The organism is Krasilnikovia cinnamomea (genome assembly GCF_004217545.1).
GTDB lineage: Bacteria > Actinomycetota > Actinomycetes > Mycobacteriales > Micromonosporaceae > Actinoplanes > Actinoplanes cinnamomeus.
The window spans coordinates 3,115,247-3,131,416 of sequence record NZ_SHKY01000001.1; the positions used below are offsets into that span (position 1 = coordinate 3,115,247).

Consider the following 16,170-nt stretch of genomic DNA (forward strand, 5'->3'; position numbering starts at 1 on the left):
TGCGTCAGCTGCCCGCCCGCTCGCGCAGAAGGGCGATGTCGGCGGACTGGCCCTCCGCGCCGCCGGGCGTCTCGACGATGACGGGTGCCCCGGCCGCCTGGATCACGGCCACCACCAGGTCCGGATCGATCCTGCCATTGCCGAGGTTGTCATGCCGGTCGCGGCCCGAGTCGAACGGGTCCTTCGAGTCGTTGGCGTGGATCAGGTCGATGCGACCGGTGATGGCCTTCACCCGGTCGACGATGCCGAGCAGCTCCTCGCCGCCCGCGTGGGCGTGGCACGTGTCCAGGCAGAAACCCGCACCGAACTCGCCGATCGCATCCCAGAGGCGGGCGAGGTTGTCGAAGCGGCGGGCCATCGCGCGCTCGCCACCCGCGGTGTTCTCGATCAGGACGGGCAGCGGCAGGCCGCCCTCCTTTTCCGCGTACGCGAATGTCTTGCGCCAGTTGTCGACGCCGACCGCGAGGTCGTCGCCGTCGCCGACGTGGCCGCCGTGCACGATCAGGCCGCGCGCACCGATCGCGGCCGCCGCGCGGGCATGGGTCAGCAGCAACTTGCGGCTGGGGATGCGGATCCGGTTGTTGAGGGTGGCCACATTCACGATGTACGGCGCGTGAATGTAGACCGCCACGTCCGCGGCGCGCAGGGCCTCGGCGTCGGGGCGCGGGGCCGGCGCCTTCCAGCCCTGTGGGTCGGAGAGGAAGAACTGCACCGCGTCCGCGTTGCGGGCGGCCGCTTCGGCGAGGGGATCGCCGGGATCGACATGGGCTCCGATGCGCATGGGTCGAAGCCTACGACGGGGGTACGACGTAACCGGATGTCACCGGTCGGCGACGCCGTGCGTCACCGGGCTCCTGCACGTCTCGTTAACCGAGGGATTGCGCAGGTCAATGTGCCGGTACGGGCCGGCTGAGCCGGGGAGATGGGTGCATGTCGCGTCAGTTCCGACACCTGGTGGCGGCGATGGCGCTGGGTGGCCTGCTACTCGGCGCCCCGCTGCTGACGAGCGAGAACGCCAGCGCGGGGCAGTCCGCCGACGGCCACCAGGGTTTCGCCCTCGGGGAACACACCCTCGAACTGGCCTGCAGGTCCACACCGGACCTGGAGGTCGTCACGGTCCGGGCCGAACGGGTCCGGGCCAAGGAGTTGCGCACCGCCCACCCGGGCGCCGGGCGTGGCACGCATCGTGCGCCGATCGTCACCGCGCACCGCGCCACCGAGGCGGTGTTCGCGCGGACCATGCGGTCGCCGGCGGAGGACCCGACGTGCGCGTTGACCGACGAGTCGACGCCGGTCGTCGCTCCGACCACGCCGCAGTCGGCGCCGCCGTCGACCGTGCCGGGTCCGACCCCGCTGCCCTCCGGCTCGCCGACCGTGACCGAGACCTCGCCCGGCCAGGGTGTGCCGTCGAGTTCCGCCGGTTCGTCCGTGCCACCCACCTCGACGCAGACCACCCGCCCGCAGCGGCCCCCGACCGTGCCGCCGCGCCCCCCGCGACCGCCCGCGCCGCGACCGGTTCCGGTCACGACGGCACCGACCACGGCGGTGATCGCGCCGGCCGGTGGCGGCGGTGCGCAGGCGCAGGGCAACCCCACCCGCAGGGACACGGTCGCCGCCGCTCCCGTGATCGCCGGGCTTCCGCCGGGCGGCACCCGGTCGCTGGCCACCGCCGTCACCGCGGTCGAGGCGCCGCCGACCTCCGACGCCGCCCCGGTCACGACGTCCGCGGGACCGGCCGCGGTGGTGAACGCCGAGGCGGCGGCGCTGCCGCCCGTGCCGGAGGAGGCACCGATCGGCCTCTTGGCGCTGACCGCCCTGGTCTGCGTGTGTGGAGTCGGTTTCGGCGCGATTCGGGCAATCGTGGCGCAACGTGCATCTCGGGCAATGATGGCGTAGACTCCCGGTCAGAAAGCTCCGCGGGGCGGCTGTGTCCAACCTCATCGGTGTGGTCGTTCCTCCCCAGGTCCCACCCAGCGAAAGCGGACCGGACGCCCCGCGGCTCCCCACCCGAACGGCCCCGTCCCTACCCGGACGGGGCCGTTCCGGTTCTTCCGGCCGCTTTTGCGCCGGGTGTCCGCGCCGGTATGCTGGCCCGGTCCGCCGGGTGACCGCCGTGAGCTCAGCGCTCCACGGCGTTGTCGTGGGTCGACCACGACGTCATGCGGCGGCGGACAGCAAGACCTCCTGCCACGGAGAGACCGTGGCCGTTTAAGCCCACAGGAGGTGAGAACGTCTTGCGTCATTACGAACTCATGGTGATCCTCGACCCCAGTCTCGAGGAGCGCACCGTCGCCCCGTCGCTCGACACGTACCTGAACGTGATCCGTACCGCGGGTGGCTCGGTGGAGAAGCTCGATGTGTGGGGCCGGCGCCGGCTCTCGTTCGAGATCAACAAGAAGTCAGAGGGCATCTACGCCGTCGTGGACCTGCAGGCGACGCCGGAGGCCGTGGCCGAGCTGGACCGTCAGCTGCGCCTCAACGAGTCCATCCTGCGTACCAAGGTCATCCGGCCCGAGACGCGCTGACTTACCGTCCTCGTCGTTTCTGTCGTAGGGCTCTGCGAGTCTCATCCCAGCAAACGCGAGGACGCGAGGAGAAGGTCATGGCAGGAGACACCACCATCACGGTCATCGGGAACCTGACCGACGACCCTGAGCTGCGCTTCACCCCGTCCGGTGCGGCGGTCGCCAAGTTCCGCGTCGCCTCGACGCCGCGGTTCCTGGACCGTGCCTCCGGCGAATGGAAGGACGGCGAGCCGCTCTTCCTGGCGTGCAACATCTGGCGCGACGCCGCGGAGCACGTGGCCGAGTCGCTCCAGCGCGGCGCCCGGGTCATCGTCACGGGCCGGCTGCGCCAGCGCTCGTACGAGACGCGCGAGGGTGAGAAGCGCACCGTCATCGAGCTCGAGGTCGACGAGATCGGCCCGTCGCTGCGCTACGCCACGGCGAAGGTGCAGAAGATGGCGCGCTCCGGCGGCGGAGGGGGCGGCTTCGGCGCTTCCGGCGGTGGTGGCAACCGGCAGCAGTCCAACGGCGGTGGGGGCGGCGGCTTCGACGACCCCTGGGCCACGGCTGCCCCTGCTCCTGCCCAGGCCTCCGGCGGCCGCTCCGGCGGCGGCAACAACTTCGACGACGAGCCACCTTTCTAGCGGGTGGGGCGGCCCGGCCGCCCGGCACGCGACATGACATCAGGAGCAAGAGCAATGGCGAAGGCTGCGGCACTGCGCAAGCCGAAGAAGAAGGTGAACCCGCTCGACAAGGAGGGGATCACCTACATCGACTACAAGGACACCCAGCTACTGCGGAAGTTCATCTCGGACCGGGGCAAGATCCGTGCTCGGCGAGTCACCGGTGTGACCTCGCAGCAGCAGCGGCAGATCGCCCGCGCGGTCAAGAACGCCCGCGAGATGGCGCTTCTGCCGTACACGGCCTCGGCGCGCTGAGAGGAGGCACCCAGATGAAGATCATCCTTACTCACGAGGTGTCGGGTCTCGGCACTCCGGGCGACATCGTCGAGGTCAAGAACGGCTACGGCCGCAACTACCTGCTCCCGCAGGGCTTCGCGATCGCCTGGACCAAGGGCGCCGAGAAGCAGGTCGCGGTCATCCGCCGGGCCCGTGAGGCCCGCGAGATCCGTGACCTCGGCCAGGCCAACGAGGTCAAGGGCCAGCTGGAGGGCCTCAAGGTCACGCTGTCGGCGCGCTCCGGCAACGGCGGCCGCCTGTTCGGCTCGATCACCCCGGCCGAGATCGCCGACGCGGTCAAGGCCGCCGGTGGTCCGGCCCTGGACCGGCGCCGCCTCGAGCTGCCCGGCCACATCAAGACCACGGGCTCCTACAAGGTCCAGGTCAAGCTCCACCCCGAGGTGACCGCCACGTTCCCCGTGAACGTGGTCGCCGCCAAGTAGCAGGCACACCGCGAAAGGCGCACCGGTGCATCCGGTGCGCCTTTCCGTGTTTCCCGGGCGCCCGCGCGTCAGCTCAGGGAATTGCCGGTGATTGCGGAGGTCAGCACCGTGGCGACGCCGCCGCCCACCACCGCCGCGGCCAGGCCGACGCTGGCCGCCTTCCACGAGCCGCTGGCCCGGCGCAGACCCACCGCCACGCCCATGCTGAGCACCAGCGACAGCGCGAACTGGGGAGCGGCGTTGAGGAGCGTGCCGAAGGCGTGCGCCTGCTGGCTGCCGTTGAGCACCAGCATGGCGAGGACGAACAGCACGACGGGGACGCCGTACCAGACGACGGTGTAGCCCACCGCCGCCAGCGGGCCGCCGGTGTCCTCCTCGATCTCGTCCTCGTCGGGCTCCAGCAGGTTCGTCTGCCGCCGCTCCGACACGGCCGCGAGGCCGCCGACAGCACGGCGCTCGTACGAGCCGGTCGCCGCGCTCTCGTACCCGGTCGCCGGGCGCGGCGGCCACTGGGTGTCCGGCGGATCCTGCCAACGGCCACCCGACCGGGCGCCGACGAGCATCGGCTCACGGGACTCGGCGCGCGCGGGCGTTCCCGCCTGCCCTCCGCCGCCGTTGTCCGTCAGCCGGGCGGCACCCGGACGCGCCACCGGCACGGACGCCTTGCCGGCCGTGGGGCCGGGCGGGTTCTGGGACGAGCGGCGGGGCTGGGTGACGTCCGCGCCGCCCTGCGCCGCCAGTTCGCGCCGCCAGTCGCCCGTGCTGCCGTCGCGGTAGCTCGCGGCGCCGCGCCCCGGCTGCTCCCAGCCGCCGGTGCTGGCCGGGCCCGGGTTCATGCCCCGGATCTCGGTGGCGGCGTCGCCGGGCGAGGGGCGCTGTTCCGCGCGGAGTTCCGCCTGCAGTTCCTGCCGCCACGCCTGGGTCGGTGCGTCCTCCAGGCGGGTCATCCGCCAGTTGTCGCGCTCCGGGTTCGGCTCGGCATCGCGCCGCCAGGCCTCAGGGTCCAGTGGTGTGTCGGTTCCGCCGCTGTCGGCCGCCCGGCGGTCGTCATCGTCGTCGTCGTCACCGGCTCGGCGCCGCCCGCCGCGTGGCTCGTCGCGCCATTCGCCGGTACGTGCCTCCCGGCGCGGCTCGTCGCGCCACTCCCCGGTGCGGCTGGCGCGCAGGGACTCGTCGCGCCATTCGCCCGCCCGGGTGCCCCGGCGCGGCTCGTCGCGCCAGCCGGGACGATCGTCCGGCTCCGGCTCGTAGCCACGCCCCTCCGCGGGGGCTGCCGGCCCGTACCCGCGTCGGCGGCTCGGGAGTTCGGTGGCGTACCCGCGCTGGTCGTTCGAAGGGTCGGGTTCGTACTCGTACCCACGGCGAGTGGCGTCCGGAGCCGGGCGGCGGCCGTCGGCGCGTGACTCCTGCGGCTGCCACGGCAGCGGTATGACGCTGGTTTCGGCGGCGCCGTCCGCCCACGGATCCGAGGGCGGTCCGGGGTCACGGCGTGGGCGCCGTTCCCGTGGCTCCCGGTCGCGCCCCCCCACGGAGTCGTCGTCCTCGAACCGGCTCCACTGGCCCGTGTCGGGGTCGCGACGCCAGTCGTCGTCCTCGAAGCGCCGGTCCGGGGTGGCCAGGTCGGCACGCCAGCTCGGCGCCTCCGGCTCCGGCTCGGCCCGTCGGCTGCGCGACGGCGGCCGTTCCGGCTCGGCGCGGCGCAGCCGTGAACTGGACTGTTCCGGGTCCGCGCCGCTCCACGGCTCCTGGTTCGTGCTCCAGCCGCGCGAGGTGGACTGTTCCGGGTCCGTGCGCCAGCCACGGGACGTCGACTGTCCGGGATCGGTGAACGCGGGCATGGTGCCCGTGTCGGTATGCCCGGCCCAGTTGTCCGCCTCCGAACGGGTCGACCAGCCCGTACCGCCTTCCGGGGTGCGGCGGCGGCCCGACTGGTCGGCCAGGCCGGTGGCGCCGGCGGCGGACTCCCGCCGCCAGCGCTCCCGGTCGTCGTCGCGTACCAGGTGGCGACCGGAGTCGTAGGGCGCGGGCCGCGACCAGGAACCCGGGGACGCCGTCGGCTCGGCGGGCGCGGTCCAGCCCGGAGCCGCCCCGGCAGACTGCCGGCCGGGGGCGGATCCGGGCTCCTGCCAGCTCGGCGTCGCGTCAGCGCGCTGCCAGCTCGCCGTACTGTCCGGGTCGCGCACGGGGGTGCCATCGGCCCGGGACCAGCCACCGGAGTGCGGTTCCCGCCGGCCGGGCGGGTCCTCGCGTGGCTGTTGCCACGAGGGCCCCGGCTCGACGAGTTGCTGCCACGCCGGGGTGCTCGGCGCCGGCCGGTCCGAGCCTTGCTGCCACGGTGGTGTGCTCGCGGCGCCCTGGTCCCACGGCGGACCGGCCGGGGCAGCCTGTTCCCACGGCGGGGTGGCCGGGGAGCCCTGCTCCCAGCGGGGGGTGGTGGTCGGCTGCTGCCATGGCGCGCTGGCGCCGGGCTGCCACGGCGGCGACGGCGTCGCGAACTGCTGCCACGCCGGGCGGGTGTCGGCGCTCTGCTGCCATGGCGCGTTCGGCGACGCCGATGCGTCCGGCGCGCCGTTGCCGTTGTCGGCCGGGGCCTGCCGGATGTCCGGGCCGCCGGTGGGGTCGTCCGCGCCCGGGGACTGCCATGCCGTACTCGAAATCGCGCGCTGGCCGGTGGCCGGCGGCGCGACCTGCGGCGGCAGACCGGCCGCCCCCGCGCTGCCGGTCTGCCAGGCCTCGGTGGTGGATCGCCAGCCGTGGGTGCCGGACGTGGAGCGCCACTCGGTCGTCTGCCGCCAGCGCGCGGTCTCGGTCGTGGCCTGCCACTCGGCGGTTTCCGTACGCCAGCCGACGCCGTCGGCGGGATATCCGGAGCGGGTCGTCGGCACCACCTCGGACCAGCGGCTCACCGACTGCCATTGCCCGTTCTGGTCGGCCGTGGTCGCGGGCAGGTTCGCCTGCTGCGCCCACTGGTCCGCGCGGCGTGACCAGGCGACGGCCTCGGGGATGGGCTCCATGCTGCCGGTGTCAGTGACAGAACCCCATTTCGGGGACGTATCATCTGATTCGGGATTTTCCGGACCGGTTGTGGGGGACCACGACTCCGGCGCGTGCCTGTCTCGCGGCAGGCGGGCGCCGTAGTCCCACTCCCGTTGGTCCACGTCAAAAGGGTGCCGTCCGCGCGGCCGAACCGCAACGCCCTGACGCGACGGCTTGGTCACGCAAGGCAGTCATCGCTGTCCGGGGCCTCCGAAAGCGGACCCCGTGCCGCAGCTAACAGCGTGTTCCGGAGGCCGGCCGCCTGGCTCGGCGAGCCGGGCAAGTCCCACCCACCTTTTTCCCCTCCACACCATGGGGACGGCGAAATCGCACGTCAGGAACCCTTCCGGCGAGCGTCCCCAGCCGTTGTACACAGGCTGTGCACAGGCCCGCGCACAGGCAGGGTCGGCCTGTCCACAGGTTGTCCCGAGGGCCGTCCACCGCACGGCTTGGGCGGGCGGCGCGCGGGTCCGTATGGTTACCGCGCCGCGCCCGGCGCCCCGTGGAGAATTCCCCGGAACGACCGGGCCGGGCAGCCGGAAAATGTCAGACCCCGGGTGTTCGATCACGACGGCGCGAACGGCGAGCTGGGGGAGGTCCGTAGTGTCGGTCACCGACGACGCGCGACCGGACTCCCGCCCGTCCCCACCCGGCGGCCGCTCCCCCGCGGGCGCGGGTGCGGGCCCTCCGGGTGGCGGCGGTCCGCCGCGCGACGGCGCCCCGAGCGGCGGCTTCGACAAGTCACCGCCCCAGGACATCGCGGCCGAACAGAGCGTCCTCGGCGGCATGCTGCTGTCCAAGGACGCGATCGCCGACGTCGTCGAGATCCTCAAGGCCCACGACTTCTACCGGCCCGTACACGCCACGGTCTTCGACACCATTCTCGATCTGTACGGCCGGGGCGAGCCGGCCGACGGCATCACGGTCGCCGCGGCCCTGGCCGACTCCGGCGACCTGCAGCGCGTCGGCGGGGTGCCCTACCTGCACACCCTGATCGAGAGCGTGCCGACGGCCGCCAACGCGTCCTACTACGCCCGGATCGTCTCCGAGCGCGCCGTCCTGCGCCGCCTCGTCGAGGCCGGTACGAAGATCGTCCAGCTCGGGTACGGCACCGGCGGTACGGGCGGGCGCGACGTCGACGACATCGTCGACCTGGCCCAGCAGGCGGTGTACGACGTCACCGAGCGCCGGGTCAGCGAGGACTTCGCGGTACTCGCCGACATGCTCCAGCCGACCCTGGACGAGATCGAGGCGGTCGGCGCCACCAACGGGATGATGACCGGCGTGCCGACCGGGTTCTCCGACCTGGACCGGCTGCTCAACGGCCTGCACCCCGGCCAGCTGATCATCGTCGCGGGCCGGCCGGGCTTGGGCAAGTCAACTGCTTCGATGGACTTCGCCCGTAACGCCGCGATCCGCGCGAACTGCGCCAGCGCCATCTTCTCGCTGGAAATGAGCAAGATCGAGATCGTGATGCGGCTGCTGTCCGCCGAGGCGCGGGTGCCGCTGCACGTCCTGCGTTCCGGCCAGCTCTCCGACGACGACTGGACGAAGCTGGCCCGGCGCATGGGCGAGATCAGTGAGGCTCCGATCTTCGTCGACGACACGCCGAGCATGAATCTGATGGAGATCCGGGCCAAGGCCCGTCGGCTCAAGCAGCGTCACGACCTCAAGCTGATCGTCGTCGACTATCTGCAGCTCATGACCTCACCGAAGCGCACCGAGAGCCGACAGCAGGAGGTCGCGGACCTGTCGCGTGGCCTCAAGCTGCTGGCCAAGGAGGTCGAATGCCCGGTGATCGCGGTGAGCCAGCTGAACCGTGGCCCGGAGCAACGTACCGACAAGCGGCCCCAATTGTCCGATCTGCGAGAAAGTGGCTGCTTGACCGCTGGCACCAGGATCATGCGCGCCGACGACAACAGTGAGGTCACACTCGGCGAGTTGCTGGAGTCGGGCAGTACAAACGTCCCGGTCTGGGCGCTCAACGAGCGGTTGCAGTATGTCGCTCAGACCATGACGCACGTCTTTCCGAGCGGTCACAAGCCCGTCTTCAAGCTCACCACGACGTCGGGGCGGGAGATCGAGGCAACGCCCAATCATCCGTTCCTCACCTACTCCGGGTGGCGGCCGCTCGGTGAGCTGACACCGGGCGAACGCCTCGCCATCCCCCGTCACGTTTCCCCACCGTTGGTGCTCCGACCGTGGGAGGAAGATCGGCTCGTCATGCTGGCGCACCTGCTCGGCGACGGCTCATTCGTTAAGCGGCAGCCGATCCGGTACGCGAGCGTCGACGAGGAGAATCTGAACGCCGTCACCGCGGCGGCCAAGCACTTCGGTATCGCCGCAGTTCGCGACGAGCATGCTGCCGCCCGCGTCACCACACTGCGTCTGCCGGCGCCGTACCCGCTGGCGCGAGGCCGCCGCAACCCCATCGCCGAATGGCTCGATGGCCTGGGGCTGTTCGGGCTGAGGTCGTACGAGAAATTCCTACCCGAGGTCTTGTTCGCGCTGCCGAAGGAGCAGGTCAGGCTGTTCCTGAGGCATCTGTGGGCCACGGGCGGCTCGGTGACCACGGCGGGCCGTGGGGGGCGGGTCTACTTCACGTCGACCAGCCGTCCGATGCTGGATGGTATCTCCCGCCTCCTCCTGCGCTTCGGCATCGTGGGGCGGGTGCGGATGATTTCCGTCAGCGGACATCGGCCGCAGTACACGCTGGATGTCTCAGGACGAGACGATCAGCTTCGGTTCCTTCGCGAGATCGGGGTGTTCGGTCGCCGCGGCGGCCAGGCTGAAGAACTGCGAGCCGTGCTGGAAGCTTCCCGCAGCAACACCAACGTCGACACGGTGCCGAAGGCCGTCTGGGACGACGTCCGGCGAATCCTCCTGGACCAGGGCATGTCCCATCGGGAGTCTGCAGCAGCGATCGGCACGCAGTTCTGCGGCAGCACGTTGTGGAGGCACGCTCCCGGCCGCCGGCGCCTGGCGCGTGTCGCCGAGGTTCTTGACAGCGCGGAACTGGAGCTGCACGCCACCAACGACGTCTTCTGGGACGAGATCAAGACGATCGAATACATCGGCGACCAGCCCGTGTACGACGCGACCGTGGCCGGTACCCACAACTTCATCGCGAACGGGATCGCGACCCACAACTCGATCGAGCAGGATGCCGACGTTGTCATTCTGCTGCACCGTGACGACTACTACGACAAGGAGTCGCCACGCGCCGGGGAGGCCGACTTCATTGTCGCGAAGCACCGGAACGGGCCCACCGACACGGTGACCGTGGCCGCGCAGCTCCACCTGTCCCGCTTCGTCGACATGGCAATCGTCTGACGGTGGTCTCATGCCTGCGCCGTCCAAGCGGCCGCGTAGCGCCCAGGAAGGCGCCCCGGCGGAGCACGCCTCACCGGGGCCACCTGCCGAACAGGCGGCCCCGGTTGATTCCCGGCCGATCAGCGGGGCGTGAGCCAGCGGGGACTCAGTCGAACAGTTCGTTCAGGAAGCTCTTGCGCCGCCGGTAGTGCCCGTGATGCCGGTAGTGGCCGTGGTGGCCGTAGACGGGGGCGGCCGGCGGGTACCCGTGCGCCGCCGGAGCACCGTACGGAGCCGGCGGGGGCGGTGGGGCGTAGCCGCCACCGTGGTGACCGGGCGCGGGCGGCGGAGCGTAGCCACCGTGGGCCGGCGGGGGTGGAGGCGGGGCGTACGCACCGGGCTGCGGGGCCCCGTGCTGGCCCGGCCCCGGCTGCTGGGGCCGGGCGCCCGCCTGACGGCTGTTCCAGTTGGCCTCGGCCTCGAACAGCTTCTCCAGCTCGCCCCGGTCGAGGAAGATGCCGCGGCATTCGGTGCACTGGTCGATCGTGACCCCGCTGCGCTCGTACTGCCGCATCTCACCGTGACACTTCGGACAGGTCATCTGCATCTCACACACGGTACAAGGCCGCGTCATCGCGGGGCGCCGTTGTGGCTGAGTACTTCCTGAGTGCCGGCGCCCAGGCCAGCAGCGCCAGCGGGTACAGCAGGTAGCCGAACCGGGTGGTCGGCATGAGCAGGATCGCGGCCAGCAGGCCGTACCCGCAGAACAGTGCCGCGGTCGCGGCCGTGCGCGGCGGACGGCGCAGCAGCAGCACCGCGATCGTGAGACCGGCCGCGCCGAGCAGCGCCGCCGCGAGGTAGCGGCCGCCGGGCAGCCCCGCGGCGATGAGCTGGCCGGGGAAGGGCGACTGGGCGGGGCTGTGCACCAGGCCGTGTCCGAGCGGGAAGCGCAGCACGTTCTCCGCCAGCGCGTCCCCGTCGACCAGCAGCGCGGGCAGCAACGCCAGCAGCGGCAGCCCGACCGCCCCGGGCAGCAGGCGCCGGCCGTTCCGGGTGACCAGCGCGAACACCACGAGTACGGCGGCCACGGGCAGCGCGAACAGCTTGGTCGCCGCGGCGGCCCCGACCGCCAGGCCCGCCGCGCCGAACCGGCCGGTCGCGCAGCAGGCCAGGGCCAGCAGGCACAGGGCGAGTACGGGCAGGTCGTCGCCGCCGGTGGCCAGCGTGAGGGCGCAGATCGGGAGCACGGTCGCGAACTGGGTGGCGCGTACCCGTGCGGCCGGGTCCGCGTGCCGCAGCAGCGCGACGGCGGTGATCAGGGCGGCCGCGGTGACCACCGCGAACCACACCCGGGCATCGGTCCACCAGGCGGCCCCCACGGCGGCCCGGGGCAGCCCGAACACGGCCATGCCCGGCTGGTACGGCGCGTACCCGAGCAGCCGCTCCCCCTCCGGCAGCGCCGCGATGGCGTCCCGCCCCAGGTACGGTGTGCCGCTCCCCAGGAGCCGCCGCCCCATCTCCTCGACGACCAGCACCTCCTCCTGCGCCCGGTCGGTCCGCCCACCCGCCCGCTGCACCGCCTCGACGATCAGCGGCAGCAGCGCCACCCCGGCCCAGGCCAGCCACGTCAGCGGGGCGCGCCCGCCCTGGGCCACGAAACCGGGCCGGCGCCGGGCGACGAGCTGGGCGGTCACCACAACGGCGGCGGCCAGGTACGCCCAGACCGCGATCGCGCCCCAGCCGCGATGCGGCAGCAGGGTGGAGGTCAGCGCGGTGACCAGGGCGAATACGGCGGACACCGCGTACAGGGCGAGGTCGCCGGCGAGGCCGTCGGCGGCCCGGTCGACGCGCGTCAGCAGTCGGCGGGCGGCGATGATCACGCGGGCAAGTGTGGCAGAGACGATCTGCCGTGGGCCCTGCGGCGGGGCAGGCGCACCACGGCGCCGGTCTCGTGCAGGGCCTCCGCCAGTACCCCGGGGCGGCCCCCGGAGCCGCGCCGCAGCGCCGCCAGCAGGCGCCCGGCGCCCATGGGCCGGGCGAACAGGTGTCCTTGCCCGGCGACGCAGCCCAGCCGGAACAGGGCGTGCCGCTGCGGTTCGCTCTCCACGCCTTCGGCGACGACCGTGAGCTGGAGGCTGCGGGCGAGGTCCACGGTGGACCGGATGACCGCCGCGGCCTCCGGGGAGGTCTCCACGGCTAGCACGAACTCTCGATCGATCTTCAGTTCGTGCACCGGTATGCGTGACAACACCGACAGCGACGAGACCCCGCTGCCGAAGTCGTCGAGGGCCAGCCGTACGCCCGCGTCGCGCAGCTCGCCCAGGGCGCGTTCGACGACTTCGAGCTGGCTGAGGGTGAGGGTTTCGGCGAGTTCGAGGACGAGCCGGTCGGCGGGGACCGCGCGGTTGTGCAGGCGGGCCAGGACGGCCGCCGGGAACTGCGGGTCGAGCAGGCTGCGCGGGGACACGTTGACCGCCACGGGCAGGTCGAAGCCCGCCTCCCGCCAGGCACCGAACGCGGTGAGTGACTGGTCGAGTACGGCGTCCGCGAAGGCGGCGAGCTGGCCGGAGCGTTCGACGGTCTCCAGGAAGTCCAGGGGGGTGAGGTGGCCGTGCTGCGGGTGGTGCCACCGGGCCAGCGCCTCGGCGGAGATCACTTCGCCGGTGCCCAGGTCGACGATTGGCTGGAAGTCGACCACGAACTGCTGCTCGGCGACGGCGCGGCGTAGTTCGCCGCCGAGCATCAGCCGGCCGAGGTCGGCGGTGTCGCGGGCGTGCGCGTACGTGGCGGTGCGCCGCCCGGAGCGTTTCGCCTGGTACATGGCCACGTCGGCGCGGCGCATCAGCTCCTCGACCCCGCCGGTGCCGGGGGCGAGGGCGATGCCGCCGGCCGCCTCGACGGTGAGCTGCATGCCGTCGACCTCGATGGTGCGGTCGAGTTGGGCGAGCATCGACTCGGCGCGGTGTGCCGCCATGGCCGGGGCGGGCAGCCCGGTCAGCAGGATCGCGAACTCGTCGCCGCCGAGCCGGGCCACGAGGTCACCGGGGTGGGCGGCGTCCTGCAGCCGGTGCCCCACCTCGCGCAGGACCGCGTCGCCGGCCGCGTGCCCGAGGGTGTCGTTGACCTCTTTGAAGTGGTTCAGGTCGATGAGCAGGAGAGCCAGGATGCCGTCGCCCGCGCCGTCCGCGATGCTCGCGCTCGCGCGTTCGTACAGTTTGCGGCGGTTGGGTAGGCCGGTGAGCGGGTCGTGGGTGGCGGCGTGGGCGTTCTCGGCGGAGATCCGGGCGAGTTCGGCGTACGCCTGCGCGTTGCGGATCGCGGTGCACAGGGCCGAGGCGAAGGTGCGCAGCTTGTACTGCTCGAACTCGGTGAACTTGACCCGGTCGCGGAAGCGCAGCCGCAGCTCGCCCGCCTGGTAGCTGCCGTCGGCGGTCTTCAACTCGGCCGTGATGAGGTTGCCGTCCGAGGTGGACCCGGTGGCGGGGCCGTCGAAGGTGACGCCGCGCTCGACCCCGCGCACTACCCGGTCGCCGCCGCGGTCCGCCAGGTCGATCTCCACGTCGTCGGCGGAGAAGATCTGGGCCGCCCGGGTCGAGGCCAGGTGCAGCACCTCGGTGAGGTCGGGGACGTTGAGGGCGTCGATGGCGCGGGACAGCCGCTGCCAGGACTCGCGTTCGACGCGGGTGCGGACGCGCCGCGAGTGCCACAGGTGCACGCAGCTGATCACGAGCGGGACGAGCAGCAGGAGCAGCGGATCGCCGCGGTAGGCCAGGACGGCCACGACCCACAGGACCGCGGCGAGCCGGAAGACGTGCCCGACGAGCTTGACGTCGAGATTCACCCGGGCGACCCGGATGATCGACGATCGCTGCACGATCGCCATGAGCGGCAGGAACACCAGGTCGTCGACGAGCACCATGGCGCAGAACGCGAGGGTGATGGCCACCGGGTTGAAGTGCGGGCCGGTCGCGTCGGGACCGGCGCCGAAGGCCAGCAGGACGAGGCCGGCGGCGGTGGCGGTCAGCAGTTCCTTGGCCGCGCCAAAGGCGATCTTTCGCGGCGGCAGCCGGAGCAGCATCTTGTCGATGAGGGCTCCCGTAACGGCCGCGAGGGCGACCCATGGCAGGGGGGCCAGGACGAGGCCGATGAGCACCGGCACCTCGGCCCACGCGACGCCCTCGGTGTTGGAGCGCACCCGGACGTGCACCCTCAGCCGGTGGGCCAGCACGGTGGCGGCGCAGATCGCGACGAGGATGAGGGCGCAGGTCCAATCTGGAGGCCGCCGGATCGGCAGGGTCGCGTCGATGACCGAGGCGAACATCGCCAACACGACGACGAGACCGACGAACAGCCGGAGCTGTCGATCGGTCACGTCGTCGTCAAGCCTCTTCGCGGATCGCATCCGACTTCCTGATAACCGAGCACATCGGATACCGGGCACTGTGGGCACTCGTGGCTAGACCTCAGCGTATCTGCGTGTGCCTGCAGGCGCACGGTCGGTCAGCCCCATTCATTGCTGCCACGCATGGCCGTCTCCCTCGCCGTCCGTCAGGGGCTTCGCAGGCCCCTGAACCCCCTACGTACCGGTTCGTGTCGCGACGCAGGGAACGTTATGCGGGCCCGCGTGGTTTTGGTAGTGATTCGTGCCGGTATGCGCAGAACACGAGAATCGTGAGTAAGGGTCGTCACCGCTCGCATTCGGACGCGAACTGACCGCAATCCTGGAAACGGGTCAAAATCGGAGGAATCCGATTACCGGACATAACGTTTGTCTACCCGAAACGATTGACAAATATGGCTCTGGTTATCAACGAACGAAGCGCTGCTGAGCAGCGGGAAATCTTCGAAATCTGTCGTGGAGAAATTGTGCTGTGCTCGGTGGCGATCGCGCTAACCCCTTCTCGGACGCCGTTCTATAAACTCCCGGTATGCCCGACGAATCCCTGCTCACCCACGTCGACCACACCGGGGCGGCGCGCATGGTCGACGTCTCGGCCAAGGCGGTCACCGCCCGCCGCGCCGTGGCCGCCGGCCGGGTCGACACCACCGCCGAGGTGGTCGCGCTGCTCCGCGGCGACGGCATGCCCAAAGGGGACGCCCTGGCCGTGGCCCGCCTCGCCGGGATCATGGGGGCCAAGCGCACCCCCGACCTCATCCCGCTGTGTCACCCGATCGGGCTGCACGGGGTGACGGTCGACCTGCGGGTGACCGACGCGGGCGTCGAGATCGTCGCGACCACGAAGACCGCCGAGCGCACCGGCGTCGAGATGGAGGCGCTGACCGCGGTCGCCACCGCCGGACTCACCCTGATCGACATGGTCAAGGCCGTGGACCCGGCCGCGAGCCTGCAGGCCGTCCGCGTCCTGCGCAAGGAGGGCGGCAAGACCGGCGAATGGGTACGCCCACAGGACCGCCCGTGACCTCCGCCGCCATCCGTGCCCGGGTCGTGGTCGCCTCCAACCGCGCCGCGGCCGGCGTCTACGCCGACACCAGCGGTCCGCTACTGGTCGCCGGGCTGCGCGACCTCGGCTGCGACGTCGAACCGATCCCCGTGGTGGTCCCGGACGGCGAACCCGTCACCGCCGCGCTGCGCGCCGCCGTCACCGACGGCGTCGACGTCGTGCTGACCAGCGGCGGCACCGGGGTGACCCCCACCGACCGGACGCCCGAGGCGACCCGGGTACTTCTCGACTTCGAGATCCCCGGCATCGCGGAGGCGCTGCGCGCGTACGCCCGGGACAGGGTGCCCGCCGCCGCGCTGTCCCGTGGGCTGGCCGGGGTCGCCGGCCGGACGCTCATCGTCAACCTGCCCGGCTCCACCGGCGGGGCCCGCGACGGACTGGCCGTGCTCGGCCCGCTGCTGGCGCACACCGTGCAGCAGTTGCGCGGCGGCGACCACGGCCGCGAGTGACCCGT

At 72.1% G+C, this 16,170-nt stretch carries 13 protein-coding genes; 8 read left to right on the top strand and 5 right to left on the bottom strand.

Annotation, left to right across the window (positions count from 1 at the left end):
* Window positions 1-4: 4 nt before the first annotated feature.
* Window positions 5-781 carry a deoxyribonuclease IV gene (locus EV385_RS14020; RefSeq protein ID WP_130509874.1) on the bottom strand — a complete coding sequence of 259 codons (777 nt, stop codon included), beginning with the start codon at window positions 779-781 and terminating at the stop codon, window positions 5-7.
* A gap of 149 nt (window positions 782-930) precedes the next feature.
* Between EV385_RS14020 and EV385_RS14025 the strand changes: the two genes are divergently transcribed.
* The 5 genes from EV385_RS14025 to rplI all read left to right on the top strand — a co-directional run bounded on the left by EV385_RS14025 (window position 931) and on the right by rplI (window position 3,906).
* Window positions 931-1,896, top strand: a complete 966-nt coding sequence (locus EV385_RS14025; protein WP_130509875.1) for a hypothetical protein — start codon at window positions 931-933, stop codon at window positions 1,894-1,896.
* 338 nt (window positions 1,897-2,234) lie between these two features.
* Window positions 2,235-2,525, top strand: coding sequence for a 30S ribosomal protein S6 (rpsF, locus tag EV385_RS14030; protein WP_106128737.1), 291 nt, complete (start codon window positions 2,235-2,237; stop codon window positions 2,523-2,525).
* Window positions 2,526-2,602: 77 nt separating this feature from the next.
* The gene (locus tag EV385_RS14035) at window positions 2,603-3,148 is read left to right on the top strand and encodes a single-stranded DNA-binding protein (RefSeq protein ID WP_130509876.1); all 546 of its coding nucleotides are present in this window, start codon (window positions 2,603-2,605) and stop codon (window positions 3,146-3,148) included.
* A 54-nt stretch (window positions 3,149-3,202) separates the two neighbouring features.
* Entirely contained in the window at window positions 3,203-3,442 is a 240-nt protein-coding gene (gene rpsR, locus EV385_RS14040; RefSeq protein ID WP_130509877.1) for a 30S ribosomal protein S18, read from the top strand.
* 14 nt (window positions 3,443-3,456) lie between these two features.
* Window positions 3,457-3,906 carry a 50S ribosomal protein L9 gene (gene rplI, locus EV385_RS14045; protein ID WP_130509878.1) on the top strand — a complete coding sequence of 150 codons (450 nt, stop codon included), beginning with the start codon at window positions 3,457-3,459 and terminating at the stop codon, window positions 3,904-3,906.
* Between the two features lie 68 nt (window positions 3,907-3,974).
* Here rplI and EV385_RS14050 read toward each other — a convergent pair whose 3' ends face one another.
* Complete coding sequence (locus EV385_RS14050; protein WP_130509879.1) at window positions 3,975-6,920, bottom strand: hypothetical protein; 2,946 nt, start codon at window positions 6,918-6,920, stop codon at window positions 3,975-3,977.
* A gap of 625 nt (window positions 6,921-7,545) precedes the next feature.
* Here EV385_RS14050 and EV385_RS14055 point away from each other — a divergent pair.
* The gene (locus EV385_RS14055) at window positions 7,546-10,275 is read left to right on the top strand and encodes a replicative DNA helicase (protein WP_207229826.1); all 2,730 of its coding nucleotides are present in this window, start codon (window positions 7,546-7,548) and stop codon (window positions 10,273-10,275) included.
* Between the two features lie 145 nt (window positions 10,276-10,420).
* Here EV385_RS14055 and EV385_RS14060 read toward each other — a convergent pair whose 3' ends face one another.
* From EV385_RS14060 to EV385_RS14070, 3 genes are read right to left on the bottom strand one after another with little or no spacing between them, the layout of a single operon-like run.
* A complete protein-coding gene (locus EV385_RS14060) occupies window positions 10,421-10,861 on the bottom strand; it encodes a TFIIB-type zinc ribbon-containing protein (protein ID WP_130509880.1) in 441 nt (146 codons plus the stop codon).
* 1 nt (window position 10,862) lies between these two features.
* A complete protein-coding gene (locus tag EV385_RS14065; protein WP_130509881.1) occupies window positions 10,863-12,134 on the bottom strand; it encodes a glycosyltransferase 87 family protein in 1,272 nt (423 codons plus the stop codon).
* Window positions 12,131-14,656 carry a putative bifunctional diguanylate cyclase/phosphodiesterase gene (locus tag EV385_RS14070; protein WP_130509882.1) on the bottom strand — a complete coding sequence of 842 codons (2,526 nt, stop codon included), beginning with the start codon at window positions 14,654-14,656 and terminating at the stop codon, window positions 12,131-12,133. Before EV385_RS14070 ends, EV385_RS14065 begins: the two co-directional genes overlap by 4 nt.
* A 526-nt stretch (window positions 14,657-15,182) precedes the next feature.
* Here EV385_RS14070 and moaC point away from each other — a divergent pair.
* The gene (moaC, locus tag EV385_RS14075) at window positions 15,183-15,674 is read left to right on the top strand and encodes a cyclic pyranopterin monophosphate synthase MoaC (protein ID WP_130509883.1); all 492 of its coding nucleotides are present in this window, start codon (window positions 15,183-15,185) and stop codon (window positions 15,672-15,674) included.
* Window positions 15,647-16,165 carry a MogA/MoaB family molybdenum cofactor biosynthesis protein gene (locus EV385_RS14080; protein WP_130509884.1) on the top strand — a complete coding sequence of 173 codons (519 nt, stop codon included), beginning with the start codon at window positions 15,647-15,649 and terminating at the stop codon, window positions 16,163-16,165. Before moaC ends, EV385_RS14080 begins: the two co-directional genes overlap by 28 nt.
* Window positions 16,166-16,170 lie beyond the last annotated feature (5 nt).